Below are 24,415 nucleotides of genomic sequence, written 5' to 3' on the forward strand. Positions count from 1 at the left end.
GCGCTGCTCACCATCACCGCTCCTGCCTCAGCGCGCTCTCGTGCCAGCGCCGCAAAATGAGATGCGAAATCAGCGACAGCACCAGGAAGATCAGGATGCCGGTGAGCGAGATCAGGATCAGCGCCGCGAACAGCCTTGGCGCGTTGAGCCGGTAGCCGGCCTCGATGATGCGCGAGGCGAGGCCGGACGACTGGCCGGTGGCCCCGGCGACGAACTCTGCCACCACCGCGCCGATCAGCGACAGGCCGCCGGCGATCTTCAGCCCGCCGAGGAAATAAGGCATCGCCGCCGGCAGCCGCAGATAGCGCAATTGCTGCCAGCGGGTCGCGCCGTTGAGCTTGAACATGTCGCGCAAATTGCGATCGACGGAATTGAGGCCGAGCGTGGTGTTGGAGAGGATCGGGAAGAAGGCGACGATCCAGGCGCAAAGCAAAAGCTTCGTCGTCTGGTTGTCGACATAGATATTGATCAGCGGAAAGATCGCGACGATCGGCGTCACCTGCAGCACGATGGCGAACGGAAAGAACGACATCTCCACCCATTTCGACTGAGCGAACAGCACCGCCAGCCCGACACCGCCGACCACGGCGAGAAGCAGGCTCAAGAAGGTGATCCTGAGTGTCACCAGCAGCGAGGAGAACAGCAGCCCGGCATCGTCGTGCAGCGTCTGCAACACCACGCCGGGGCGCGGCAGGATGTATTTCGGAATGTCGTTCCAGACACAGATGCGGTCCCACAGCCAGATGGCCAGGATCATGATCGCCAGCGGCAGCAGCCATCTGCCGATGCGCTCGAAGCGCTCCTGGCGGACGCGGCGCGCCTCCTCCGGGTCGAGCGCCAGGACTGGTTCTTCAATGGCCGTCATAATGCGGTCCGGCAGTTGAGTTGATGGCGCCGATCAGCACGTCGGATGCCTGGCGGCAGAGCGCGGCATAGTCGGGCGAGGTGCGAAACGCCTCGTCGCGCGGATAGGATGCATCGACGGCAAGCTCGGCAAACACCCGGCCCGGCCGCGCCGCCATGACGACGATGCGGTTGGAGAGGAATACGCTTTCGAAGACGCTGTGGGTGACGAAAACGACGGTAAAACGCTCATCCTGCCATAGCTCGAGAAGGTCGTTGTTGAGCTTGAAGCGGGTGATCTCGTCGAGTGCGGCGAACGGCTCGTCCATCAACAGAATGCGCGGCTTGGTTACCATGGCGCGGGCGATCGAGACGCGCATCTTCATGCCGCCCGACAGTTCGCGCGGCACGGCCTTCTCGAAGCCGGTCAGGTGAACCCGCGCCAGCATCTCCATCACCGCCGGCGCCGCCTTGGCACGCGACACGCCCTTCAGCCGCAGCGGCAGCCAGACATTGTCGAAGACGTCGGCCCAGGGCAGCAGCGTCGGTTCCTGGAAGACGAAGCCGATATTTGAACGGTCGCCGATATTCGAACGCTCGAGGGCACCGCTGCCGCGCCAGTCGAGCACGCCCGAGGTCGGCGTCGACAGGCCGGCAATCAGCCGCAGCGCCGTCGACTTGCCGCAGCCGGACGGTCCGAGCAGGCTGAGGAAATCGCCTTCCCGGATCGTCAGCTCGACATTGCTGAGCGCGGTGACGCCGTTGGAAAACACCTTGCCGACACCGCGCAGCGCCAACAGCGTCGGCCCTGGTATGCTTCCTGGCTGTTGCGCCACTTTCTCCAGCTTCACGGCCTACTTCTTCAGGTCGAGCCCGACGCTCTTGTTGACGAAGGCCAGCGTGTAGGCCTTCTTGATGTCGATGCCCGCCGGCGTGACCTTGGCCTTGATCATCTTGTCGTAGAAACTCTGGATGCGCGCATCGGTCATGGCGCCGATGCCGAGCTTTTCGCTGTCGCCGGAATCGACCACGCCGAACTTCTTCAGCTGCTCGATCGAGAAGGCGATCTGCTCATCCGTCATGTCCGGATTTTCCTTTTTGATCATCTCGTTGGCGGCCTTGTTGTCACCGTAGAGATAATTGTACCAGCCTTTGGCCGAGCCATCGACGAAGCACTGGACCACCTCGGGACGCTTGTCGATCGTCTCCTGCATGGTCTCGACCGTCGTTGCATATGTGTCCCAGCCATAGTCGGCCAGCAGAAACTGGTTCGGCGTGAAACCGCCCTGCTTCTGGACGGCGAATGGCTCCGAGGTGACGTAACCCTGCTGGATCGACTTCTTGTTGGCGATGAACGGCGCCGGGTTGAAGGTGTAGGGCACGCGCTTGGCGGCATCGAAGCCGAGGTCGGTGACCATCCACTGGAAGAAGGTCTGCGCACCTTCGTCGCCGAGGATGTACTGGTCGGCGTTCTTCAGGTCTTCCCATTTATCCAGCCCCTGCCCGGGATGGGACATGATGACCTGCGGGTCCTTCTGGAAGTCGGCCGCCACGACGCGCATCGGTATGCCTTGCTGCACGGCATCGAAGGCCGACAGCAGGTTGCCGCCCATGTAAAAATCGATCTTGCCGGCCAGCAGCAGCGGCCGGCCGCTGACCTGTGGGCCGCCCTGCATGATCGTCACGTCGATGCCGCAGGCGGCATAGGTGCCGTCCACCACGGCCTGGTAGTAACCGCCATGCTCCGGCTCGGCCAGCCAGTTGGTGCCGAAGGTGACTTTTTCGTTCGCTGCCGCGGCAAGCGTGCCTGCGCCAAGCAGCACGATCACGCCCGCCGAAATCTTGAGTTTTCCGTACATCCACACCACCCTTTGTTCGCTCCGGCGCGTCACGCGTCGGGCTCGACACCATTGTTTCAAGAAGCAAGACACATGCCACCGGCGCGTTGCGCCGGGACCGCCCGCTTGTGCAATGCCCGCCTGAGCAATGGCGGCGCGAAGGCCGGACGGGTCATGCTGTACGAAAGGCATCGTGCCTATTTTTTGATCGCCTGTCCACAATCGCCCTCGTGACATGCACCGCCATCTTGATGCCCGCATCGATCCGGCCTTAGAGCGACGTGCGTCCACTTGGACGCACAAAGTACGCTCTAAAACTTTGAATCTTCGCATCGTGCTTTCCGAAAATCGATCCCGATTTTCGGGCCGATGCGATAGGCTGCCGTGAACGGAGATTGCCATGTTCAAATTTCTCACGCCGAAGTCGATCAAGCCGCCCTTCGCCCGCTACAGCCATGGTGTCGAACTGCCGCCCGGCAAGCGGCTGGTGCTGTGTTCGGGCCAGGTCGCAATCACCCCGGACGACCAGATCCCCGAGGAGGCCGGCGCACAGGCCGAGCTCTGTTTCCGGAACATATCGGCGATTCTCGGCGAGGCCGGGCTCGGCCTGTCCGACATCGTCCGCATCAACACCTACGTCACCGACCGCGCCTTCCTGCGGCCCTATATGGAGGTTCGCGACCGGCTGTTCGCCAGCCCGGCGCCGGCCTCGACGCTGATGATCGTGTCCGGTTTTGCCCGGCCGGAATTCAAGGTCGAGATCGAGGTGATTGCGGCGGGATGATCGACAGCCGATCGTTCCCGCGTTAGGTCTGGGCTTGTCGGTTCAAGAGGCATGACATGACCACTGCAAAAAAACGCGTATGGTGGGGTGACTACCGGACCACCGAATACGCGACCGTCGATCCTGAGACGACCATTGCCGTTCTGCCGCTGGCAGCGATCGAACAACACGGGCCGCATCTGCCGGTTTCGACCGACACCTCGATCATGAACGGCATGCTGGAAACGGTGATCGCGCGCCTGCCCGGCGATCTCGACATCCGCATCCTGCCGGTCCAGGCGGTAGGCAAGTCGAACGAGCATTTGCATGCGCCGGGCACCCTCACCCTGCCGGCGACGACCTTGGTCGAGGCGTGGACCGAACTTGGCCTGTCGGTCGCGCGTTCCGGCGTCCGAAAACTGATTGTCGTGAACTCGCATGGCGGCAATGAGGAGATCATGGGCATCGTCACCCGCGAATTGCGCGTGCGGGCAAAGATGCTGGCGGTAAAGACCAGCTGGCAGCGTTTTGGCCGGCCGGCCGGCATGTACACCGAGCTCGAGGACCGCCACGGCATTCATGGCGGCGACGTCGAGACCTCGCTGATGCTGCACTTCCGGCCCGACCTCGTCGACATGGGGAAGGCCGACAATTTCGTGTCCAAGGTCGCCCGCGCCGAAAAGGAATTTGCGCTGCTGCGCCACACTGGAACACACGCCTTCGCCTGGATCGCCAGCGACCTCAACCCGAATGGCGTGGTCGGCGACGCCAGCATTGCAACCGCCGAAAAAGGCCGGCTCACCGCCGAGCATCAGGCCGACGGTTTCATCGGCCTGCTGAGGGACGTGGGCAAGGCAAAGCTGGCGGATTGGTTGGCGTAGGTGTTTGATCCCACCAGATCAGGCCTCGCTCACGAGGGGCGATTCCATTCGCGCGCGAGGATCCTCACTTCACGTCTTGAAGCGGCGACACCGTGTAGATTTCGTCCAGTATCTTCACCATCAAGGTGTTGGCGGTCGCCTGGCCGTCGAGCGCGAGAGTCAGGTTGGTCCATATGACCAGGGTGACATCATTGGCCGGATCGTAGCCCATGAAGGACTGGTAACCGGGCATCTCGCCTTCGTGATAGTAGATTTGGTTAGGCCCGAAGGTCAGCGTTAGGATGCCATAGCCGTATTTTTGCATGGCGGGTTCGCCCGGCTCCGGCGCCTCAGGGCTTGCAAGCCACTGCCGCTGGAAGTCGGCATTGAAGAGCTTGCCCCCGACCAGCGCGCGCATCCAGGTCGCGAGGTCATCCGCGGTGGAGATGACTCCGCCAGCCGCAAAGTAGGCGGACGGGTTCTGCCATGTGTCGTCGTTGGGCTTGAGCGTTCCCGCCCTGGCCGCAGCCTGGAGGTCGTCCGGATAGGGCGCATCAGCCAGGGCGTACGACGTACTGCCGTAGAGATAGCCGTTTGAGTATGGCTCGGGGATGGCGTTCGACGTGCTCGGCGGCAACGCCGTGTTCTTCATGCCGAGCGGCCCGAACAGGCGGTCCCGGAAGATGGTCGAGAGCGGCTTGCCGTCGATCTTCTCGGCAACAAGGCCGAGCAGATAGTAGTTGGTGTTGTTGTACTCGAATTCGGCACCCGGCGCGAAGTCCGGCGGCCGTTTGAACGCCATGCCGAGTACTTCATCAGCGGTCCATACCCTGTAAGGATACTTGTCCAGGCTTTCGGCAAGTTCCGGCGCATTGGTGAAGTTAGGGAGGCCGCTCCGCATTGTTATGAGCTGCCGAATGGTTATCTCGTCGCCGTTGGGAACGCGCTGGACGTATTTCGAGATCAGATCGGCGAAGCTCAGTTTCCCTTCCTGCACCAGTTGCACGATGACAGCGGCGGTCATCGTCTTGGTGTTCGAGGCCGCACGGAAGTGGGTATCGGCGCGCGGCGGGTTCGTGGCACCCAGTTCAGTCGTACCGTAGCCGAAGACGAGGTTGCCCGGAGTCTTGAGCAAAACCATGGCGCCGGGCAGCATAAGTTCCTTGGCCAAACCCTCGACAGTGGCTTGGAGCGCTGCCAGGTCGATCGACTTGAGAGCCGGCATGGACGCGGCCATGGCGCTGCCTGTCGCGCAGACCACGCCAACAACGATGGCCAAAATTCTCCCGATCATCATTCGCCCCTTGGCCGTGTCCTAGAACTCCTGCGCATTTTCCCGGAATTTGTTTTTAAGCTCAGATTTTCAATTCGAACGGCGTGCCTTCGAAAGCATCCGCGCCGCGCCCGATCGCCTGGATCGCTTCGATCATCCGGCCCCTGCGATCGAGCAGTGCGTCGGCAATTGCGATCAGCCGCGGATTGGGTGTCGCCGTGGGCGACAGCGCGCGCAGCGTCTCGGCCAACTCGGCCTCGTCGCGCTTCGGCGCCAGCGCTGCCGCGATGATGTAGGCCGAGGCGGTCGAACGGCTGATGCCGGCATAGCAATGCACCACCAGCGGCCGCGAGCGATCCCATTGGCGTGCGAAATCGAGCAGGTTCACGACATGCTCCTCGCCCGGCATCGTCATGCCCTCCTGCGCTACCGCAATGTCGTGCATGACCAGATGCAGATGGTTTTCCCTGGTGATCGAGGCCGGTCGCATCACCTCCGTTCCGGCGGCAAGCAGCGAAAGCAGCCGCCCGGCCCCGGTCCTTGCCACCGTTTCCTCGATTTTTGCCAGGGAACAAACATGGATCATCGCGAAGTCTCCTTGGACCCATCGTCGCGCCGCGAGGCCCAGCCGGCAAGTGCCGATTCGAGCCGCCGCCATTCTTCGTCGGCTCCCGGCAGGCCGGCGCGCAGCACATCCGGCCGGCCGGCGAAATGCCGAAGCAGGATGCCGCGCTGGCCGAGCACCGAAAACAGGCCGGCGGCGCCCGCCAGCCTGATATAGCGGAACAGCGTGGTGCCACCGGCGACAGGCACGCCGAAGCGGCCGAACAGCGTATCGAGCCGTGCGGCATCCTCGGCCAGACGGCGCCGCATCCCGGCCTGCCAGCCGGTATCGGCAAGCGCCCTTATGCCATATTCGAGCGCCGGCCCGGCAACCGCCCATGGCCCGAATTGCGCCTCCAGCCGCTCGACCGTCAGCGCATCGGCCAGTGCAAAGCCAAGCCGCAGGCCGGCCAGGCCGAAGAACTTGCCGAACGAACGCAGCACGACGATGCCGCCCTGGTCGACGTCGCCGGCCAGGCTTTCGCTGCGCGGGCCGACATCCATGAAGGCCTCGTCGACCACCAGCAGCCCACCTCTGGCGCGCAATGTCCCGGCAAGTCGAAGCAATCTTTCGCGCTCGACGACGCGCCCGTCCGGGTTGTTGGGATTGACGACGACGGCAAGGTCGGCCGCCGCCAGGGCTTCGAAATCATCGACTTCAGCCGCCGCATGGCCGGCGATCGCCGCTGCCCGCCGATGCTCGGCATAAGTCGGCCCGAGCACCAGCGCCGTGCCCGGGCTGACCAGGGAAGCGACGCGCGGCAACAGGATCTGCGTGCCGGGCGCCGCTGCGACATTCGCCGCCGACGGGGCGCCATAGGCGCTTGCCGCGCGTTCAGCCAAGTCGCGGCTGCGCGCTGTTTCCGGCAATCGCGACAGGGCGGTGGCGGGCAAATCGAAAAGCGGGTAGGAGTGCGGATTGATCCCGGTCGAGAGGTCGACGAAAGGCAGCGGCGCGCGAGGGAAAAGCGCCCTCGCCCGGCCAAGGCTTCCGCCGTGGTCCACTGCCGCCGTCACTCCATCAAGAGACTTCATGCCGATCCTGATCACTTTCCTGTCGCTGGCCATCGAACTTGTACTCGGCTACCCGGCCCGGCTCTTCGATGCCATTGGCCATCCCGTCACCTGGTTCGGCAGGCTGATATCCTTTCTCGACCGCAGGCTCAACCGCGCCACTGATTCCGACGCCCACCGTGGCGGCTGGGGCGTCTTCGCGCTGCTGGTGATCGTGCTGGTGCCGGCCGCCCTCGCCCTCTGGCTCGAAACCTTGCTTTGGAGCATTCCCCTCGGCTGGTTGGTCACCGCAATCCTGGCGACGTCGCTGCTGTCGCAGAAGAGCCTGGCCGAGCATGTCGAAGCGGTCGCCGATGCCCTCGACACCGGCGGACTGGACATGGGCCGAATTGCCGTCTCGCGGATCGTCGGTCGCGACCCGGAAAAGCTCGACAGGGCCGCTGTCTGCCGCGCCGCGATCGAAAGCCTGGCCGAGAATTTCTCCGACGGCGTCGTCGCTCCGGCCTTCTGGCTCGGTATCGGCGGGCTCGCCGGCGGCGTCGCCTACAAGGCCGCCAACACCGCCGATTCGATGATCGGCCATCGCACCCCGCGCCACGAAGCCTTCGGCTGGGCGGCTGCGCGCTTCGACGACTGGATCAATCTGCCGGCGTCGCGGCTGACGGCGCTGCTGATCGTACTCGCCGCTTTCCTGGTCAAGGGCGCCGACGCCAAGGGCGCCTGGCACGCCGTGCGGCGCGATGCGAAAAAACACCGCTCGCCCAATGCCGGCTGGCCGGAGGCAGCGATGGCCGGCGCGCTCGGCCTGGCGCTCGCCGGCCCCCGTTCCTACGATGGCGTCATGGTCGAAGACGCGTTGATGGGCGAAGGCGGCCGGCGCGATGATGTCGAGAGCACCGACATCCGACGGGCCCTCAAACTCTACCGTGTCGCCGACTTACTGCTGATCGCGCTATTCGGCGTGGTCGCGATGGTTGTTATCTTGGCGTGATCTGCGCTCGAGATCGAGCGGAAACAAAAAACCCACCATGCGGCGGGTCGTTGGAGCCAATTAGCACCATACCGAAATTAGTAGCATAGCTGCCGGCACAAAGCAAGAACAAAATAAGGCTACGCCTCAAATAATCGCGTCAGGTCGGCGCCGCCCCTCACCCTTACCATTCCCGGGGCGAGCCGCTTCGTGCGGCTTTCCCTTCTCCCCTTGTGGGAGAAGGTGGCCGCGAAGCGGCCGGATGAGGGGTGTTCCAGCTTGGCACCAAACAGCGCCCCGGCCAGCACCTCTCAACCGTCTTGGCGCTGCGCGCCAATCCACCTTCTCCCACAAGGGGAGAAGGAAGAAGAGGCGCCAGCAACACCCCTCAGAACTCGATCCCCTGCTGCGCCTTCACGCCGGCGGAGAAGTGGTGCTTGGTCACGCCCATCTCGGTGACCAGATCGGCCGCCTCGACCAATACCGGTTTGGCGTTGCGGCCGGTGACGACGACATGCAGGCCTTCGCGACGCGCCTTCAGCGCCGCGACCACCTTTTCGAGATCGAGGTAGTCGTAGCGCAGCGCGATGTTCAGCTCGTCGAGCACCACGAGGCTGATCGACGGCTCGGCCATCAGCTCCAGCGCTTTCGCCCAGGCAGCCTCGGCCGCCGCGATGTCGCGCTTCAGGTCCTGTGTCTCCCAGGTAAAGCCTTCGCCCATGGCGTGCCAGACGACACGATCCCCAAAACTAGCAAACGCGTCCTTCTCGCCGGTGTGCCATTTGCCCTTGATGAACTGAACGACGCCGACGCGCTTGCCATAGCCGAGCATCCTGAGTGCCAGCCCAAAGGCGGCCGTGGTCTTGCCCTTGCCCGGTCCGGTGTTGACGATCAGCAGCCCCTTCTCGACCGTCTTGGCCGCGACCTCTGCGTCCTGCACCGCCTTGCGCTTGGCCATCTTGGCGCGGTGGCGTTCCTCGTCCTTGGGATCGATAGTATCAGCCATGTCATTTCACCTTGAGCGGCAGCCCCGCCACCATCAAAAGCACGGTGCCGGCAACAGCCGCGACGTCCTGGTTCAGCCGGCCGGCGGCGTCGCGAAACCGTCTTGCCAGCGCATTGTCCGGCACGATGCCCTGGCCGACCTCGTTGGACACCACGAACCACGGCCCACGCGGCCGCGACAGCACATCGGCCAGCCTCCGGCATTCGGCCTCGACATCATGGTCGGCCAGCATATGGTTGGTCAGCCACAGCGTCAGGCAATCGATCAGCACCGGCTGGCCGTCAGGCAGCGCTCCGATCGCGCCGGCAAGGTCGAGCGGCGCATCGATGGTCGTCCAGCCGGCGCCGCGGCGCGAGCGGTGCAGCGCGATGCGCTGGCGCATCTCGTCGTCATAGGCTTGCGCCGTGGCGATATAGCTCCAAGGCGGCGGGCCGACCGTCACCAGGCTCTCGGCATGCGCGCTCTTGCCGGAGCGGGCACCGCCGATGACCAGGGTCAGTGACCCGGCAGCGCGGTCAGGCAAAGCTATCGCGCAGGCTGGTCGCCGTGCCCGTGAAGCGTCCGCGCACCACGCCGACGACCGCGCCGAGCACCAGCCAGAACACCAGATTGGTCAGCGTCACCGCCACCACCAACTGGTGGTGCAGGCCTTCCGGGATCGCCGTCTCGAAGCTATCGGGCTGCGGCGCGCCGACGATATGCGGCGCAACGATCAACGCCACGGCAAGAGCCACCAGCGGCAGCGATCTGCGGAAGACGATAAGGCCGAGACCGGCCGCTGTCGCCACCACTGTTGCCCACCACCATATCTGGCGTTGGACAAGGTCGGCCGCCGGCATCGCCGGCAGTTCCGGCGGCAGGCCGAGGCCCGGCGCCAGCGTGAACGCGGCAAAGCCGGCCAGCCCCCAGAACAGGCCCTGGCGCCAATTGCCGATGCCGCCGGCGAATTCCGAAACCGCAACCAGGACCAGCGCAAAGCCGATGCCGGTGACGATATTGGCAACGACGCTGAAGCCGAAGCGCTCGAAACCGTCGGCCGGCGCCCAGCCTTCGTCTTCCGCCGGAGCCATTGCTTCAGCCGGTGCCGGCGCGGCGCTGCTCATAGCCGTCGTGCCCGCGGCGTTTTCGGCCGGTGCCGCAGGTGCCGCGGCATGGCCATGGCCGCCGCCGGCCTGTTCGTAGACTTCCGCCTTCAGGATGAGCGGCACCGTGGCATAGGCTTGCATGCAGGCGAGAGCCACGCCGGCCACAAGCCCTGCGATCGCCGCGATGAACACGACGTTGCGAAACAGTGTCATGATGTCAGCCCCTTGTCAGTGGCAGGGAAAGCCCATCGAATGGCGATAGTCGTGCGCGGCATTGTGGACCGCATCGATATGCGAGAAGCCGACAAAGCCCATGACGAAAATGCCGAGGAATGCAGCAAGCGCCAGCTGCATGAGACGCGACTGCGAGGAGGCGGAAGCGCCGAGCGAAACGGAAGCGGTATTCATGTCTTGTCCTTTCGCCCTCCACCCGAGGGCATAGAAGTCAGTTTCCTGTCGCCGGCAGGTCTCCTGGCTCGCGGATCAGCGCCCTTCCCCACCTTCCCGAAGGCGAACCTTCAGTGGCATATGGAGAGGACTACCGCACACAGTTGCGGGGGCAGCCACGGCATTGGGCAAACAACTTGCCCTCACCGCATTCCCTCTTGGTTCCAAACGGAACCGACGACATCAGCGACTATAGGCAGAATCGCCGCGCCCGGCAAACCAAATTCCGCCGGATCGTGTGGCGAATGCGCCGCCTCGCCAAGCCGGTTGGCCGGCGCCGCGATTGACAATTTTCGCAGCCGGGTGTCGGCTGGCGGATGGAGAGGAAGCCGGGCATGCAACCCAGCCCGAACAAGCGATCCCTACAACGGCCTGACGCGGCCCGAGCCGACGCTGCCGTCAACAGCCTATTGGGACATCGCGGCCTATCAGCGCGATCTCGAGGCCATCTGGTATCGCAACTGGCTGCTCGTCTGCCGCGACGCGAAGCGCTCGCCGATCCGGCCGCCGATATCGACAACATCGTCGCGTTCGGTACCCAGGTGCTGGAGGAGGATGCTGATATCTGCGAGGTCAACCAGATGGGCCTGCGCTCGATGCGCCATAAGGCCGGCGTGCTGATGCCCGAGGAATACGACTTGCACCGCTTCCACAACTGGGTGTGCGAGCGCCATGCGGCGCTCGCACATCAAAGCGATTTGGGCAGATAACGCCAGGTGACGAAGCCGCAGGCCACCGCCAGCAGCCCGAGCGTCGCGAAAACCGCGCCCAGGCCGAAGAACGCCAGCACGCCGGCCAAAGGCTTTCCGGCTCTGGCCTAAAGCAGCCCTGATGCCGACCGGCGCCAACACGACGCAAGGCCCTGCTTCTTTTGACGGTGGCAACCGTGATAGTCGTCTTGCCGGGGCTGAACCAAGACAGCGAGACCATGAGCATCGACACGCCGAGCGCAGCCGTTCAGGATCAACCGAAGTCGAAGCGCATCGCCGCTATCGACATTGCACGCGGCATCGCGTTGCTTGCCATGGCGAGCTATCATTTCACCTGGGACCTCGAATTCTTCGGCTACACCGATCCCCGCCTCACCGCCTTCGGCTGGTGGAAAATCTACGCGCGCTGCATCGCCTCGAGCTTCCTGTTCCTGGTCGGCATCAGCCTCTATCTCGCCCATGGCAAAAAAATCCGCTGGACCGGCTTCTGGAAGCGCTTCGCCATGGTTGCCGGGGCAGCGCTCGCAATATCGCTGGTCACCCGCATCGCCACGCCCGACGGCTTCATCTTCTTCGGCATATTGCATGAGATCGCGCTCGCCAGCCTGCTCGGCCTGGCGTTCCTGCGCCTGCCGGCGCTGCTGACGCTGCTTGTCGCCGTATTCGTCGTCGCTGCGCCTTTCTACCTGCGATCCGAGCTTTTCGATCATCCGGCTTTGTGGTGGGTCGGCCTGTCGGCGACCAACCCGCGCTCCAACGACTACGTTCCGCTGCTGCCCTGGTTCGGCGCCGTACTTGCCGGCATCGCGGTTACGAAGCTCGCTGCCACCTCCGGCGCGCTGACGCGGCTGTCGGCCTTGGCGCCCGGCCGCTGGGCAAATCCGCTGGTCTTCATCGGCCGGCACAGCCTTGCCTTCTACCTGATCCATCAGCCGGTGCTGATCGGCTCGGTCTGGCTGTTTTCGCAATTCATGCCGGCGCAGGCCGAAACCAGGGAGGTGAGTTTTCTGAAATCCTGCCAGATATCCTGCGAGCAGGCACGCGACACCGAGTTCTGCTCCAGCTATTGTGCCTGCATGCTGGACACTCTCCAGGGCGAAGCCTCGCTTGACCGGCTCTACAGCGACGACCAGTCCCCGGAGTGGAAGGCGCATATTGGCGAGCTCGCCGGCACCTGCACCGCCCAAACCGAGGCGGCGGAACCGGGAACGCGCTAATCGAGGGAGGACAATAATGAGCGACAGTCACCCGAAACCCGTGCAGCAAAATCCTGGGCAGCCGAAGCTGGGGCACATCCCATGGCCGCCGCTGATCTATGTCGCCGCCATCATCGTCAGCGTCGCGCTAGGGCTGCTCTATCCACTGCCGTGGATCGGCGATCTTCTCGGCGACATCCTGTTCGCCGCCGGCCTTGTGGGGTTGGTGGCGGTTGCCGCGCTCTGGTTCACGGCAATCCGCACCATGATCCGCGCCAAGACGACGCTCAACCCGAACGGCGTGCCTGACCATCTGGTGACCACCGGACCCTTCGCCGTCAGCCGCAACCCGATCTACCTCGCCAACACGCTGCTGCTGGTCAGCCTCGCCTTTGTCACTGGGATCGCCTGGTTCCTGCCGCTGGCAGTCATCGCGGCGTTCCTGACGCAGAAGCTGACGATCGAGAGCGAGGAGAAGGTGCTGACGGCCAAATTCGGCAAGAAATACCGGGACTACGCCAAAAGGGTGCGGCGCTGGATTTGAGCCGGCGCTGACGCCACGCTCATGTGGTGACGCCGAGTTCCACCAGCCGCTCGACGCAGGATTCCTCGGCCTGGTCGAGCTCTGCCAGGGTCTCTTCGAGGTCACGGCGTTTCTGGCGAAGATCCTCGCGCTTTTCCTCGATGCGCTTGATCATCAGCTTGAGCTGGCCTACCTCGCCGGGCGGCTCCCTGTACATCTGGATGATCTCGCGGATTTCGTTGATCGAGAAGCCGAGTCTTTTTCCCCGCATGATCTGGCGGATGAGATGCCGGTCCGACGGACGGAACAGCCGCGTGCGGCCGCGTCTTACCGGCTGTACCAGCCCTTCGTCCTCATAGAAGCGCAACGTCCGCGTCGACACGTCGAATTCGCGGGTCAGCTCCGTGATCGAATAATATTCCCGCATCGTCACTCCAATGCCCCGGCCACGCCGCGAGTTCCAACTGGCCGGCGCCGCCAGCGCCCAGGCGCGTACCAGAATCGGCGGACAAGGCACCTTTCAAAGCCTCGCATGGCATTTACGTAAAAGTCAATTGAGGTGACGTTCAGCGCACGCCGAACCACCATGTGGCGAGCCCGAGAAAGGCAAAGAAACCGACGACATCGGTGACTGTGGTGACGAAAACCGCCGAAGCCACAGCCGGATCGATCTTGAAGCGGTCGAGCAGCAGCGGGATAAGGATGCCCGCCAGAGCCGCCACGAACATATTGATGATCATCGCAGCCGCAATGATGCCGCCGAGATTGCGATCGTGGAACCAGGCAGCAGCCACGAGGCCGATCAGGATGGCAAAGATGATGCCGTTGATGAAACCCACCCCGATTTCGCGGCGGATGATGCGGCCGGCATTGTAGATGTCGAGGTCCCTGGTCGCCAGCGCCCGCACCGTGACCGTCATGGTCTGCGAGCCGGCATTGCCGCCCATGCCGGCGACGATCGGCATCAGCACCGCCAGCGCCACGATATGCTCGATGGTGCGGTCGAACAGGCCGATCACCGAGGCCGCCAGGAAAGCCGTCAAAAGATTGACCAGCAGCCACGGCACGCGCGAGCGCGAGGTCGAAAAGATGCTGTCCGAGAGTTCTTCGTCGCCGACGCCGCCCATGCGCAGCAGATCTTCCTCGGCCTCCTGCTGGATGACGTCGACGACGTCGTCGATGGTCAGCACGCCGACCAGCCGCTCGTTCTCGTCGACGACGGCGGCGGACAGAAGATCGTATTGTTCGAATTCGCGTGCCGCCTCCTCCTGGTCCATGGTGGCCGGGATGGCATGCCTGGTCTCATGCATGACCTCTTCGACCTTGACCGAGCGCTTGGTACGCAGGATCTGGTCGAGGTCGATGGCGCCGAGCAGCTTGAAGCTCGGATCGATGACGAAGATCTGGCTGAAACGGTCGGGAAGATTGTTGTCCTCGCGCATGTAGTCGATGGTCTGGCCGATCGTCCAGAACGGCGGCACCGCGACGAACTCGGTCTGCATGCGGCGGCCGGCGGTCTCTTCGGGATAGTCAAGCGAACGCCGCAGCCTGATCCGCTCGGTGAACGGCAGCTGCGACAGGATCTCGTCCTGGTCCTCCTGGTCGAGGTCTTCGAGAATGTAGACCGCGTCATCGGAATCGAGATCCTGCACCGCCTGGGCGATCTGCGCATTGGGCAGACTGTCGACGATGTCGCGGCGGATCGCCTCGTCAACCTCGGTCAGCGCGGAAAAATCGAAATCCTTGCCCAGCAATTCGACCAGCGCGCGTCGCTGTTCCGGGTGCAGGGCCTCGAGCAGGTGGCCGAGTTCCGACTGGTGCAGATCGTCGACTTCGCGCTTCAGCGTCAGCGTATCGCGATCGGCGATCGCGGCACCGATCTGGGCGAGGAACGACGACAGGATGACGCCGTCCTCGTCATAGATGTCGGCGCGGCGCTCCTCGGCCGCCCGGGCGCCGGTCATCTGTTCGTCCTGGCCTTCCACCAGCGCCTCCCGCCATCGGATTTCCGGATAAGGTGCCTGTCAGGTCTAGACCATGATCCTGACAATCGGAATCGATTTTGCGAAAGGACCATGCACAACGACAAATTGCTACAGCGCCGTTCGCGCGTCCAAACGACGCGGCGCATACCGGATGGTAGGAGGAGAGGACGTTCTACAAACCTGCGGCGCTGCAAACCTTCGCGGCGGCAGGTAAAGGGCAGCGTATCTCCCCGCCCCGGTCAACCAGATGGGCAGATCGACACTGATTCAAAAACGGCGAGGCCGACGGTGCGACGGCCTCGCTGGATATTGGACTTAACGGCTTCCCGATCAGGCGGCGTGGCGCTTGGCCTCAGCCGCATAGCGGTCCAGGAGACCGCTCCAGCCACCCTCCGATTCGAAGGCCTCGCGCATCGCCTCTGCGGTTTCGCCCATGTTCTCCAGAAGCCTGTGCTCGAGTTCCACGCGCGTCGCGTTCTCGCCGAGCGCGACAAAGCGGATCTCGACTTCGGTCAGCAATGCCGGATCGTAGCGCCAGCCGGCTCCAATGCGCCAGGCGAGCGTCAGCCTCGACGGCGGATCCCAGGCGAGAACCTCGCCCCAATCGCATTGTGACCCATCCTCGTCGATCTCGTACCAGCGGCCGCCGGCTTTCGGTTCGATCACCGCGGTCGTCAGGGCGGATTTGCCGATCGAGTGCGAAGCCGGCCACCAGCGCCCGAATCCTGTGGTGAACACATCGAATGCCTTGTCGAGCGGCACCTCCACCGTCACCGACTTCCTGACCGGCGCGGGCTTGATCATGGTCGTCATTTCCTCTTCTCCTTGCTGTTGTCGACTTCCCGTTTGAAGGCGTCGAGCGCATCGCCCCACATGCGGTCGAGCCAGGCACGCATCTCGCCGAGCCCATGCGGGTCGAGATGATAGATGTTGCTGGCACCTTTCGGCTCTGCGCGGACCAGCCGGGCTTGCTTCAAAACCTTGAGGTGCTGCGATACCGCCGGCTGCGAGACCGGAAGCACTCGCGTCAGATCGATGACCGAGCGTGGCCGATCGGCGATGAGCTCGAACACCTTGCGGCGCGTCGGATCGGCCAAGGCCATCATTCCTGCATAATCATAAACCATGACTTATGATAAGCTAAAACTTATGATATGTAAACCGAAGGCGTGGCGGGCCCGTGTTTAAGCAACCGGCCGGCTCGAGGCTTCCTTCACGCGGGGCATGGACAGCAATGCGGATGCAAGATTGCTCAGGGAATCGATCCACGGCATGCGGGCCGGCCGGCAAATGTCGACCACCGGGGAAAAGTAAACCTGGCGGCAAGGTTTTTACCTTATCGGTGTATGTGTCTCTCCGGCGAAACGTTAAGAACGGGTAAATTGGTTTGGCCCTAACTACGGAAGCCTCTCGGTACAGGCCCTCCGCCATATGGCAATTGCGCCTCTCCTTGTTCATGGCGACATACGTTTTAGGCGCATCTGCACTATATCCAGAAGTATTCTATACGTCTGCCTTAATCTATTTTCACAAGTTTCTTGTTGGCATTCCGGTGTTGTTTATCGGTGGCGTCTGCTGTACCGCGCTAATCCATGGCCGGCGGCAACCGGTTCGCTACGCACTGGATTTGGTTCAAGGGCGCTGGCGCGGTTGTCTGCTGGTGCTGCTGTTCTTCTTTGCCAGCTTGACCGCGTTCTCTACCTACAAGATCGCCATCCCGTCCGTCGTCCCATACTATGCCGACAACTGGTTGGCCGACGCTGATGAATGGCTGCACGGGATGCCGCCATGGGAGATCGTCCATAAGCTCGACAGCAACAATTGGTCGTTCGTCGTCTTCAACAGCTATGAAGTCATTTGGTTTTACCAGTGGTTCGGCGCCATCCTTTTCGTGTCGCTCTGGTCGGACGAGATTGCCCGCATCCGCTATCTCTGCGCAGCAGCGCTGACGTTGTCCGTCCTCGGAACGGTCTTGGCCGTGGCGCTGGCATCGGTCGGACCGGTTTACTACCACCACTTTGTCGGCGTGGATCGCTTCCACGGATTGAATGTGGCCTTGGACAGGCTGGACCATAGTTACATGGTGCGGGAACCCGCGGCATATCTCCTGATGGCTTACCAAAGCGGCCGGCCAAGTCTTGGCGGCGGCATCTCGGCCATGCCAAGCATGCATGTCGCCTTTGCCGCATTGAACGCCTATTTGCTGTCATCGATCAATCGCTGGGTTGGCGTTCTGGGTTGGACCTTTGCAGCCCTGATCCTGTACGGATCGGTGTTCACCGGCTGGCACTATGCCGTGGACGGCTACGCATCGATCGTTGTTGTATCGGTGATCTGGTGGGCGACCGGACGCCTGGTGCGCGAATAGTTATGTGCGCTTGTCGATAGATGGCCATGCCTGCCGATGGCCACTTCGCATAAGCCAAACTCGCGACCGCAATCAGGCAAAAAGCACGTGCCCCGACATGGACGCTCCCTGCCGTGCTCGAATTTCAACGGGCAAGAGATTCCGCTTTCGAATTTAATGGTGCGGTCGAGATGCAGCGCCGCAACGCCTCCCGCGTTGATTTTAAGCCATTTTTCTACGATTCTGTGGCGACCTGTATTGAGGATGGTTCGGCAGCGGCAAAGCATGTAGTTCCAGCCAGCCACCATCGGCAGGCAGCTGGCAGCCTTGCCATCACATCCTCCTCTGACGAACACCTAGTACGGTCAACCCTTAGCTGCCGCGCCGCGCCGCTCGAGCGCGGTCTTGCGGATGGTTTCTGCGATCTCCGGGCTGCTGCTGCACAGCATCTGGAAATCCGCCGAGTGTAGCGACAGGAGTGAGACCACCGTTGTGGCGCTGACGGTCGCCGAGCGCGGTTCGCCGGTGATCAGCGCCATCTCGCCGAAGAAGGCGCCAGGGCCCAGATCCACCGGGTTCGGCGTCGCGACGCTGACGCGCCCCTCCACGACGAAGAACATCTGGTCACCGGTCTCGCCATTGCGGCAGATCACAGCGCCCGCCGGCACGATGCGAGGTCGTAATGCGCGCACGATCTCGACTAGTGTGGCCGGGCCGAGCTTCTGAAACAACGGCACGGCGGCGACCAATTGCCAATTGCGGACGAAATCCTCGCGACGGACTTCTTGATAAAAGCCGGTGGCAAGAATGCCAGCCCAGAGCGCGAAGATGCCGATGCCACTCATCATGACCGCCCCGGCAAGGACGCGGCCGGCGAAGCTTTCCGGAATAGCGTCGCCATAGCCGGTGGTGGACAGCGTGACCACCGCCCACCACATTGCCTGGGGGATGCTGCCGAACTGTTGCGGTTGGACGTCGCGCTCGATGACATAGGCTGCGAGCGCAAAACCGAAAAGAACGATGCCGAAGACCGTGGCGACGCCGATCAGGTTGCGCGCTTCGTTGGTCAGGATTCTGCCCAGCAGCGGGAAGAAAGTTGAGTCGCGCAGCGGTTTCAGCAGCCAGACAGCACAGTAGAGGCTCCGGTCGGGCGTGCCGACGAGCAGAAATGCGGCGAGTGGAACCAAAACCGCGAGCACATCAATGGCGATTGCCGGCGTCCTGTCCCGAACGTCTCCCGCCCGGCGCTTGAGCAGTTTCTCGGCCAATTCCAGGAGATAGACGCCCCAAATGACCGCGAGCACGGCAGCCAAAGCCAGTCTGCTTCGTCCGGACAGGTCCGGTGTCGTGAGCGTAGCCACCGCCACAAGCCCAGTCGCAGCCAGCACCACGTTGAGCGGCGCGTAAATTCTTAAGGAAGGCAGTACCGACATTCTATGCCCACGAGCGGCTACTACCCTCCAGAATAGGATGCCTTCAAGGCAAGCGCAAAGGTGCTTATTTTCGCTGCGATCGTCGCTGGACCATAGGCCATGAACCATCCGATCAGCGTCGAGATCGAGCTGCCCCTCGAACCACACCCAGCGCCGGCTCGTTCTCGGTTGGACCTTTGCAGCCCTGATCCTGTACGGATCGGTGTACACTGGCTGCCACCATGCCGTGAACGGCTACGCATCGATCATTGTTGTGTCGGTGATCTGGTGGGCGACCGGACGCCTGGTGCGCGAATAGTTTGCACGCCAACCGCATAGATGGCTCCGCGCACCGATTGCTTCTTCACTGGGCCACATTCGTGATCGCAACCAGGCAAAAAGCCTCGCGCCCCGACAAGGACGCTCCCCGCCGTGCTCGAATTCAACGGGTTAGAGGTTCCGCTTTCGAATTTAATGGTGCGGTCGAGAAGACTCGAACTTCCACGGGTTGCCCCACAGCGACCTCAACGCTGCGCGTCTACCAATTCCGCCACGACCGCACGTGGTAGGAGCCGGAACCAACCGGCCCGCGGCGTGTAGCAAATCGTTTCCGGTGAAACAAGTGCGCGGCCAGCAATAATCGGCCGGACATCGGCATAACTCTTCAAGGGCCGAACGTGCCGGAACTGGACGTTTGTACCGATTGCCGCCATATGAGTGGCGAGACGAGATATCATGACAGAGCGCAGCCAGATCGCCACGTCGTTCCTGCCCTTGCCCGGCTCCGCGCCGGTCGAATGGCGCATCGAGCCCGGGCTCACCGCCTATCCCGATGCGCTCGCCGTAATGGAGGCGCGCGCCGAGGCAATCCGCAGCGGCGGCGCCGGCGAGATGGTCTGGCTGGTCGAGCACCCGCCGCTCTACACCGCCGGCACCAGCGCCCGCATCGAGGACCTGATCGAGCCGGACCGTTTCCCGGTCTTTGCCGCCGGGCGTGGCGGCGAATACACCTATCATGGGCCGGGCCAGCGCGTCGCCTACGTCATGCTCGACCTGAAGCGGCGGCGCGAGGATGTCCGCGCCTTCGTCGCCGCACTCGAACAATGGATCATCGGCTCGCTGGCCGCCTTCAACGTACGCGGCGAACGCCGCGAGGACCGCGTCGGCGTCTGGGTGGTTCGGCCGGACCGCCCCGCTTTGCCCGACGGCTCGGCGGCCGAGGACAAGATCGCCGCCATCGGCATCAGGCTGAGGCGCTGGGTGAGCTTTCACGGCATCGCCATCAATGTCGAGCCGGACCTTAGCCATTTCAGCGGCATCGTGCCGTGCGGCGTCCAGGATCACGGCGTCACCAGCCTTGTCGACCTCGGCCTTCCCGTAACCATGGCCGACCTCGACCTGGCGCTGAAATCCGCTTTCGAGGACGTGTTCGGGCCCGCCGCGGTGTCGCCTGTCGAAGTATCCCGCAAGGCCGGCTGAAACACTCGCCCAATGCCTGCGCCAATATGCGAAGGCGGCCCTCGCTCATCAGCATCGAGCCCGCCCTTGAGCTCAATCCTCACATCGCGCCGATCCAGATTGCCATGGAAATGAGGAACGTGCTCATGCACACCAGCGAGACGACATCCTGAACAAGATCGGTCATAACTCTCTCCTGTTGTTAGTATGTTCGTATTTTGTTCTAATTTTGTTCGAATGTCAACGATCGCAGTCCGGGCGTCACCGGAATTTGCGCCCGGTCAATTCGACAGGGTTAAGAAAGGGTTGAGAGGGAAATGCCGAGCGTTTCGCGGCCGACAGGCGCGCGAAAGCGGCGGGACGGCGCACGGCAGCTCGCAGGCCGTCATCGCCTCAATTGCAGCGCACTCTAAAGCGGCACGACCTTGCCGTCGGCCAGCGTCACGCGGCGGTCCATGCGCGAGGCGAGCTCGTGATTGTGGGTGGCGATGAGCGCCGCCAGGCCCGATTGCCGGACCAGTGCCGCCAGCGCCTCGAACACATAGGAAGCGGTCACCGGGTCGAGATTGCCGGTCGGCTCGTCGGCCAAAAGCACCAGCGGCGCATTGGCGACGGCACGCGCAATGGCGACCCGCTGCTGCTCGCCGCCGGAGAGCTCGGAGGGGCGATGCTGTGCCCGCTTGCCGATCTGCATATAGTCGAGCAATTGCGCCGCGCGCTCGGCCGCCTCCTTGCGCGGCAGCCCTTTTATCAGCTGCGGCATCATGATGTTTTCCAACGCAGAAAACTCAGGCAGCAAATGATGGAACTGGTAGACGAAGCCGACATCGTTGCGGCGGATCGCCGTGCGTTCGTCGTCGGAAAGCCGGCCGCAGGCGCGCCCCGCTAGGATCACGTCGCCGGCGTCCGGTCGCTCCAGCAGCCCGGCGGTGTGGAGCAGCGTCGACTTGCCGGTGCCCGACGGCGCCACAAGCGCCACCATCTCGCCACGCTTCAGCGAAAAATCGGCGCCGTTCAGGATGGTCAGCTTGCGCGGCCCCTGGACATAGTGCCGTTCGACGCTCTTCAGCTCGATAATGGCCTCGGCCATCATTCGTACCTCAGCGCTTCGACCGGATCGAGCCTGGCCGCGCGCCACGCCGGAAACAGGGTCGCCAGGAATGACAGCGCCAAAGCCATGAGAACGACCGAGATCGTCTCGCTGGCATCCATGCGGGCCGGCAGCTGGCTTAGGAAATAAAGCTCGGGATTGAACAGCCGCTCGTTGGCCAGCCAGGAGAAGAACTGGCGGATGCGCTCGACGTTGAGGCAGATCACGATGCCGAGCAGCACGCCGGCGATGGTGCCGACAACGCCGATCGCAGCCCCGGTCATCAGGAAGATGCGCAGGATGGCACTGCGCGTCGCGCCCATGGTGCGCAGGATGGCGATGTCGTGGCCCTTGTCCTTGACCAGCATGATCAGGCCCGAAATGATGTTGAGGGCCGCCACCAGCACGATCAGCGTCAGGATCATGAACATGACATTGCGCTCGACCTGCAGCGCGTCGAAGAACGTCTTGTTGCGCTGCCGCCAATCGACAAGGCTGATCGGCCGCTGCGCCGCCTCTTCGACCTTCGGCTTCAGCGCGTCGATATTGTCGGGATTGTCGGCGTAGATCTCGATCGTCTGCGCCCGGCCGTCCATGTTGAAGTAAAGCTGCGCTTCCGAAAACGGCATGTAGACGATGGAACTGTCATATTCCGACATGCCGACCTCGAAGATCGCGGTGACCGGATAGCCTTTCATGCGCGGCGTCGTACCGAGCGGCGTGATGTCACCCTCGGGCGAGATCAGCGTGATCGTATCGCCGAGCACAAGGCCGAGATTTTCGGCCATGCGGCTGCCAATGGCGACGCCTTCGCCGGTGTCGAAGCCGACGATCGAGCCCGCCTTGATGTTGTTGGCGACGATCGTGATCTTGCCGAGATCCTCGCCGCGTATGCCGCGCACCAGCGCGCCGGTGCCGCCGCCGACATTGCCTTGCGCCAGTACCTGCCCGTCGATCAGCGGAATGGCATATTTGACGCCGGGCACGCCGTTGATGCGGCCGGCGACCTGGTCATAGTCCTCCAGCGGCATGTCGAGCGGCTGCACGATCAGGTGCCCGTTGACGCCAAGGATGCGCGTCAGCAGTTCGGCGCGAAAGCCGTTCATGACCGCCATGACGACGATCAGCGTGGCAACGCCCAGCATGATGCCGAGGAAAGAGATCGAGGCGATCACCGAAATCACCGTCTCCTTGCGGCGCGAGCGCAGGTAGCGCCACGCCACCAAGCGCTCGAAGCCGGAAAAAGGCCCGGCGCCCGATGGTCTTGCTGCCGCCGCTTCGTTCATGCCGCGGCACCGAAGCGCTGCTTCACGTCCGCGATCGGCAGCGTCTCGCGTTCGCCGGTCCTGCGGTTCTTGATTTCGACCTCGCCGGCGGCGACACCACGCGGCCCGACGATCACCTGCCACGGCAGCCCGATCAGGTCGGCGGTGGCGAACTTGCCGCCCGGCCGCTGGTCGGTGTCGTCGTAGAGCACCTCCTTGCCGGCGGCGGCAAAGGCGGCATTCAGCTCGCCGCAGACGCGGTCGCATTCGGCATCGCCAGCCTTCATGTTGATCAAGCCGACATCGAACGGTGCCACCGCCTCCGGCCAGATGATGCCGTTATCGTCATGGCTGGCCTCGATGATCGCCGCGACCAGCCTGGACGGGCCGATGCCGTAGGAACCGCCAGAAACGAAATGATCCTTGCCGTCCGGCCCGGTCACCTTGGCGCCCATCGGCTTGGAATATTTGTCGCCGAAATGGAAGATATGCCCAACCTCGATGCCGCGCGCCGAGACCCGGTCGCTCGCGGGCACCTTCTCCCACGCCGCCTCGTCATGCATCTCGTCGGTGGCGGCATAGGGCGTCGTCCACGTCTTGACGATGCCGCCGATCTCCGCGTCGTTCGAAAAATCCGTGTCTGCGCCGGGCACTGCCAGCGAAAGATAATCGCGATGGCAGAACACCTGGCTCTCGCCGGTGTCGGCCAGGATGATGAACTCATGGCTGAGGTCGCCGCCGATCGGCCCGGTGTCGGCGCGCATCGGGATGGCCTGCAGCCCCATGCGCGTAAACGTCCTGAGATAGGAAACGAACATGCGGTTATAGGCGGCCTTGGCGCCTTCATAATCGAGGTCGAAGGAATAGGCGTCCTTCATCAGGAACTCGCGCGAACGCATGACGCCGAAGCGCGGGCGCACCTCGTCGCGAAACTTCCACTGGATGTGATAGAGGTTGAGCGGCAGGTCCTTGTAGGACTTGACATAGGAGCGGAAGATCTCGGTGACCATCTCCTCGTTGGTCGGCCCGTAGAGCATATCGCGGTCTTGCCGGTCCTTGATGCGCAGCATCTCCTTGCCGTAGTCTTCATAGCGGCCGCTTTCGCGCCACAGCTCGGCCGATTGGATGGTCGGCATCAGGATTTCGAGTGCGCCGGCGCGATTCTGCTCCTCGCGAATGATCCGGCAGACCTTGTCCAGCACCCGCTTGCCGAGCGGCAGCCAGGAAAAGCTGCCCTGCCCCTGCTGGCGGATCATGCCGGCGCGCAGCATCAGCCGATGCGAGACGATCTCGGCCTCGCGCGGATTTTCTTTGAGGATGGGCAGGAAATAGCGCGACAAACGCATGAACTGGTCCGTGAGAGAGGATGGCGGCGCCGGAATCGGCGCAGCGCAGGCTTGCTTGCCCCGGCTTCATAGCCATTTCATGGCGGAATGGAAACCCGGCCCAGGCGCTGCACAGGCGCCGCAATTGCCGCACGCGGCTTGCTGGGCGTTTCGCAAGCAACGCCTGCCGTACTATTGTGCACTGCAGCACGAGATTGCCTGTTTCCGGGCAAAATTCTTCGTGACATTTTCACCCGCCTTAGGCTAGTGTGCCCCCATAACCGAGAGGGTAGAGAAAAATCTGCCCTCCTACGCGGTCAAAGTCTTGGGAGGATGCGATCTAGGCGCGGTAACTCGCTGCCGCCGGACACCGGAAACAGATCGGACGCGTTTAAATTGCAA

General features: G+C 63.1%; 26 protein-coding genes, 1 tRNA gene and 1 riboswitch. Of the genes, 8 read left to right on the forward strand and 19 right to left on the reverse strand.

Annotated elements, in window-relative coordinates; all coding sequences use genetic code 11:
- Positions 1 to 13: 13 nt before the first annotated feature.
- From NKH90_RS02670 to NKH90_RS02680, 3 genes are read right to left on the reverse strand one after another with little or no spacing between them, the layout of a single operon-like run.
- The gene (locus NKH90_RS02670; RefSeq protein WP_352490743.1) at positions 14 to 865 is read right to left on the reverse strand and encodes an ABC transporter permease; all 852 of its coding nucleotides are present in this window, start codon (positions 863 to 865) and stop codon (positions 14 to 16) included.
- Entirely contained in the window at positions 852 to 1,694 is an 843-nt protein-coding gene (locus tag NKH90_RS02675; RefSeq protein ID WP_352817066.1) for an ABC transporter ATP-binding protein, read from the reverse strand. The genes NKH90_RS02670 and NKH90_RS02675 overlap by 14 nt, the downstream gene beginning before the upstream one ends.
- A gap of 3 nt (positions 1,695 to 1,697) precedes the next feature.
- A complete protein-coding gene (locus NKH90_RS02680; RefSeq protein ID WP_352470264.1) occupies positions 1,698 to 2,702 on the reverse strand; it encodes an ABC transporter substrate-binding protein in 1,005 nt (334 codons plus the stop codon).
- Positions 2,703 to 3,081: 379 nt separating this feature from the next.
- Between NKH90_RS02680 and NKH90_RS02685 the strand changes: the two genes are divergently transcribed.
- Positions 3,082 to 3,465 carry a RidA family protein gene (locus NKH90_RS02685; protein WP_352617542.1) on the forward strand — a complete coding sequence of 128 codons (384 nt, stop codon included), beginning with the start codon at positions 3,082 to 3,084 and terminating at the stop codon, positions 3,463 to 3,465.
- A gap of 56 nt (positions 3,466 to 3,521) precedes the next feature.
- Positions 3,522 to 4,325, forward strand: a complete 804-nt coding sequence (locus NKH90_RS02690; RefSeq protein ID WP_352747869.1) for a creatininase family protein — start codon at positions 3,522 to 3,524, stop codon at positions 4,323 to 4,325.
- A 64-nt stretch (positions 4,326 to 4,389) separates the two neighbouring features.
- On the opposite strand, the gene NKH90_RS02695 is transcribed toward NKH90_RS02690, so the two are convergent.
- The 3 genes from NKH90_RS02695 to cobD all read right to left on the reverse strand — a co-directional run bounded on the left by NKH90_RS02695 (position 4,390) and on the right by cobD (position 7,215).
- Positions 4,390 to 5,583, reverse strand: a complete 1,194-nt coding sequence (locus tag NKH90_RS02695; protein WP_352817069.1) for a serine hydrolase domain-containing protein — start codon at positions 5,581 to 5,583, stop codon at positions 4,390 to 4,392.
- Positions 5,584 to 5,659: 76 nt separating this feature from the next.
- Positions 5,660 to 6,163, reverse strand: a complete 504-nt coding sequence (locus NKH90_RS02700; protein ID WP_352817073.1) for a tyrosine phosphatase family protein — start codon at positions 6,161 to 6,163, stop codon at positions 5,660 to 5,662.
- Positions 6,160 to 7,215 (reverse strand): threonine-phosphate decarboxylase CobD, encoded by a 1,056-nt coding sequence (cobD, locus tag NKH90_RS02705; RefSeq protein WP_352470258.1) that lies wholly within the window; start codon positions 7,213 to 7,215, stop codon positions 6,160 to 6,162. Before cobD ends, NKH90_RS02700 begins: the two co-directional genes overlap by 4 nt.
- On the opposite strand from cobD, the gene cbiB reads away from it, so the two are divergent.
- Positions 7,214 to 8,185, forward strand: a complete 972-nt coding sequence (cbiB, locus tag NKH90_RS02710; RefSeq protein ID WP_352817077.1) for an adenosylcobinamide-phosphate synthase CbiB — start codon at positions 7,214 to 7,216, stop codon at positions 8,183 to 8,185. The two genes, cobD and cbiB, sit on opposite strands and share 2 nt — an antisense overlap.
- 367 nt (positions 8,186 to 8,552) lie before the next feature.
- Here cbiB and cobO read toward each other — a convergent pair whose 3' ends face one another.
- The 4 genes from cobO to NKH90_RS02730 are packed head-to-tail and all read right to left on the reverse strand — an operon-like array spanning position 8,553 to position 10,663.
- On the reverse strand, positions 8,553 to 9,170 hold the full coding sequence (gene cobO / locus NKH90_RS02715; RefSeq protein WP_352815825.1) for a cob(I)yrinic acid a,c-diamide adenosyltransferase: 618 nt from the start codon (positions 9,168 to 9,170) through the stop codon (positions 8,553 to 8,555).
- A gap of 1 nt (position 9,171) precedes the next feature.
- Positions 9,172 to 9,693: a bifunctional adenosylcobinamide kinase/adenosylcobinamide-phosphate guanylyltransferase gene (gene cobU / locus NKH90_RS02720; protein WP_352817080.1), complete on the reverse strand. Its 522-nt coding sequence runs from the start codon at positions 9,691 to 9,693 to the stop codon at positions 9,172 to 9,174.
- Positions 9,686 to 10,468 (reverse strand): CbtA family protein, encoded by a 783-nt coding sequence (locus tag NKH90_RS02725; protein WP_352817083.1) that lies wholly within the window; start codon positions 10,466 to 10,468, stop codon positions 9,686 to 9,688. The genes cobU and NKH90_RS02725 overlap by 8 nt, the downstream gene beginning before the upstream one ends.
- 15 nt (positions 10,469 to 10,483) lie before the next feature.
- On the reverse strand, positions 10,484 to 10,663 hold the full coding sequence (locus tag NKH90_RS02730) for a CbtB domain-containing protein (RefSeq protein WP_023676561.1): 180 nt from the start codon (positions 10,661 to 10,663) through the stop codon (positions 10,484 to 10,486).
- 36 nt (positions 10,664 to 10,699) lie between these two features.
- Positions 10,700 to 10,896: riboswitch (cobalamin riboswitch) on the reverse strand.
- Between the two features lie 141 nt (positions 10,897 to 11,037).
- Between NKH90_RS02730 and NKH90_RS02735 the strand changes: the two genes are divergently transcribed.
- From NKH90_RS02735 to NKH90_RS02745, 3 genes are all read left to right on the forward strand, one after another.
- Positions 11,038 to 11,412 (forward strand): SRPBCC family protein, encoded by a 375-nt coding sequence (locus tag NKH90_RS02735; RefSeq protein ID WP_352817086.1) that lies wholly within the window; start codon positions 11,038 to 11,040, stop codon positions 11,410 to 11,412.
- A 218-nt stretch (positions 11,413 to 11,630) separates the two neighbouring features.
- Complete coding sequence (locus NKH90_RS02740; protein WP_352817088.1) at positions 11,631 to 12,629, forward strand: heparan-alpha-glucosaminide N-acetyltransferase; 999 nt, start codon at positions 11,631 to 11,633, stop codon at positions 12,627 to 12,629.
- Positions 12,630 to 12,645: 16 nt separating this feature from the next.
- A complete protein-coding gene (locus NKH90_RS02745; RefSeq protein ID WP_352817090.1) occupies positions 12,646 to 13,152 on the forward strand; it encodes a methyltransferase family protein in 507 nt (168 codons plus the stop codon).
- A 19-nt stretch (positions 13,153 to 13,171) separates the two neighbouring features.
- Here NKH90_RS02745 and NKH90_RS02750 read toward each other — a convergent pair whose 3' ends face one another.
- The 4 genes from NKH90_RS02750 to NKH90_RS02765 all read right to left on the reverse strand — a co-directional run bounded on the left by NKH90_RS02750 (position 13,172) and on the right by NKH90_RS02765 (position 16,243).
- Entirely contained in the window at positions 13,172 to 13,558 is a 387-nt protein-coding gene (locus NKH90_RS02750; protein ID WP_023676566.1) for a MerR family transcriptional regulator, read from the reverse strand.
- A 139-nt stretch (positions 13,559 to 13,697) separates the two neighbouring features.
- On the reverse strand, positions 13,698 to 15,095 hold the full coding sequence (mgtE, locus tag NKH90_RS02755) for a magnesium transporter (RefSeq protein ID WP_502894205.1): 1,398 nt from the start codon (positions 15,093 to 15,095) through the stop codon (positions 13,698 to 13,700).
- Between the two features lie 351 nt (positions 15,096 to 15,446).
- Positions 15,447 to 15,929: an SRPBCC family protein gene (locus NKH90_RS02760; protein WP_352618927.1), complete on the reverse strand. Its 483-nt coding sequence runs from the start codon at positions 15,927 to 15,929 to the stop codon at positions 15,447 to 15,449.
- A complete protein-coding gene (locus tag NKH90_RS02765; RefSeq protein WP_352817094.1) occupies positions 15,926 to 16,243 on the reverse strand; it encodes an ArsR/SmtB family transcription factor in 318 nt (105 codons plus the stop codon). Before NKH90_RS02765 ends, NKH90_RS02760 begins: the two co-directional genes overlap by 4 nt.
- 329 nt (positions 16,244 to 16,572) lie before the next feature.
- Here NKH90_RS02765 and NKH90_RS02770 point away from each other — a divergent pair, with 329 nt between their 5' ends.
- Positions 16,573 to 17,484, forward strand: coding sequence for a phosphatase PAP2 family protein (locus NKH90_RS02770; protein WP_352817194.1), 912 nt, complete (start codon positions 16,573 to 16,575; stop codon positions 17,482 to 17,484).
- Positions 17,485 to 17,828: 344 nt separating this feature from the next.
- Here the strand turns inward: NKH90_RS02770 and NKH90_RS02775 are convergent, their stop codons facing one another.
- Both NKH90_RS02775 and NKH90_RS02780 read right to left on the reverse strand, forming a co-directional pair.
- Positions 17,829 to 18,896, reverse strand: coding sequence for a cyclic nucleotide-gated potassium channel (locus NKH90_RS02775; protein ID WP_352817097.1), 1,068 nt, complete (start codon positions 18,894 to 18,896; stop codon positions 17,829 to 17,831).
- A gap of 454 nt (positions 18,897 to 19,350) precedes the next feature.
- Positions 19,351 to 19,435, reverse strand: a tRNA-Leu gene (locus NKH90_RS02780).
- Positions 19,436 to 19,610: 175 nt separating this feature from the next.
- Here NKH90_RS02780 and lipB point away from each other — a divergent pair.
- Positions 19,611 to 20,354, forward strand: coding sequence for a lipoyl(octanoyl) transferase LipB (lipB, locus tag NKH90_RS02785; protein ID WP_352539628.1), 744 nt, complete (start codon positions 19,611 to 19,613; stop codon positions 20,352 to 20,354).
- A gap of 388 nt (positions 20,355 to 20,742) precedes the next feature.
- Here the strand turns inward: lipB and NKH90_RS02790 are convergent, their stop codons facing one another.
- The 3 genes from NKH90_RS02790 to proS are packed head-to-tail and all read right to left on the reverse strand — an operon-like array spanning position 20,743 to position 24,034.
- Positions 20,743 to 21,426, reverse strand: coding sequence for an ABC transporter ATP-binding protein (locus tag NKH90_RS02790; RefSeq protein WP_254818120.1), 684 nt, complete (start codon positions 21,424 to 21,426; stop codon positions 20,743 to 20,745).
- Complete coding sequence (locus NKH90_RS02795; RefSeq protein WP_352817099.1) at positions 21,423 to 22,709, reverse strand: lipoprotein-releasing ABC transporter permease subunit; 1,287 nt, start codon at positions 22,707 to 22,709, stop codon at positions 21,423 to 21,425. The genes NKH90_RS02790 and NKH90_RS02795 overlap by 4 nt, the downstream gene beginning before the upstream one ends.
- Positions 22,706 to 24,034 (reverse strand): proline--tRNA ligase, encoded by a 1,329-nt coding sequence (gene proS / locus NKH90_RS02800; protein WP_352817103.1) that lies wholly within the window; start codon positions 24,032 to 24,034, stop codon positions 22,706 to 22,708. The genes NKH90_RS02795 and proS overlap by 4 nt, the downstream gene beginning before the upstream one ends.
- Positions 24,035 to 24,415: the final 381 nt, after the last annotated feature.

Origin of the sequence: Mesorhizobium sp. M0898, assembly GCF_040319695.1 — a bacterium.
Classification (GTDB): Bacteria; Pseudomonadota; Alphaproteobacteria; order Rhizobiales; family Rhizobiaceae; genus Mesorhizobium.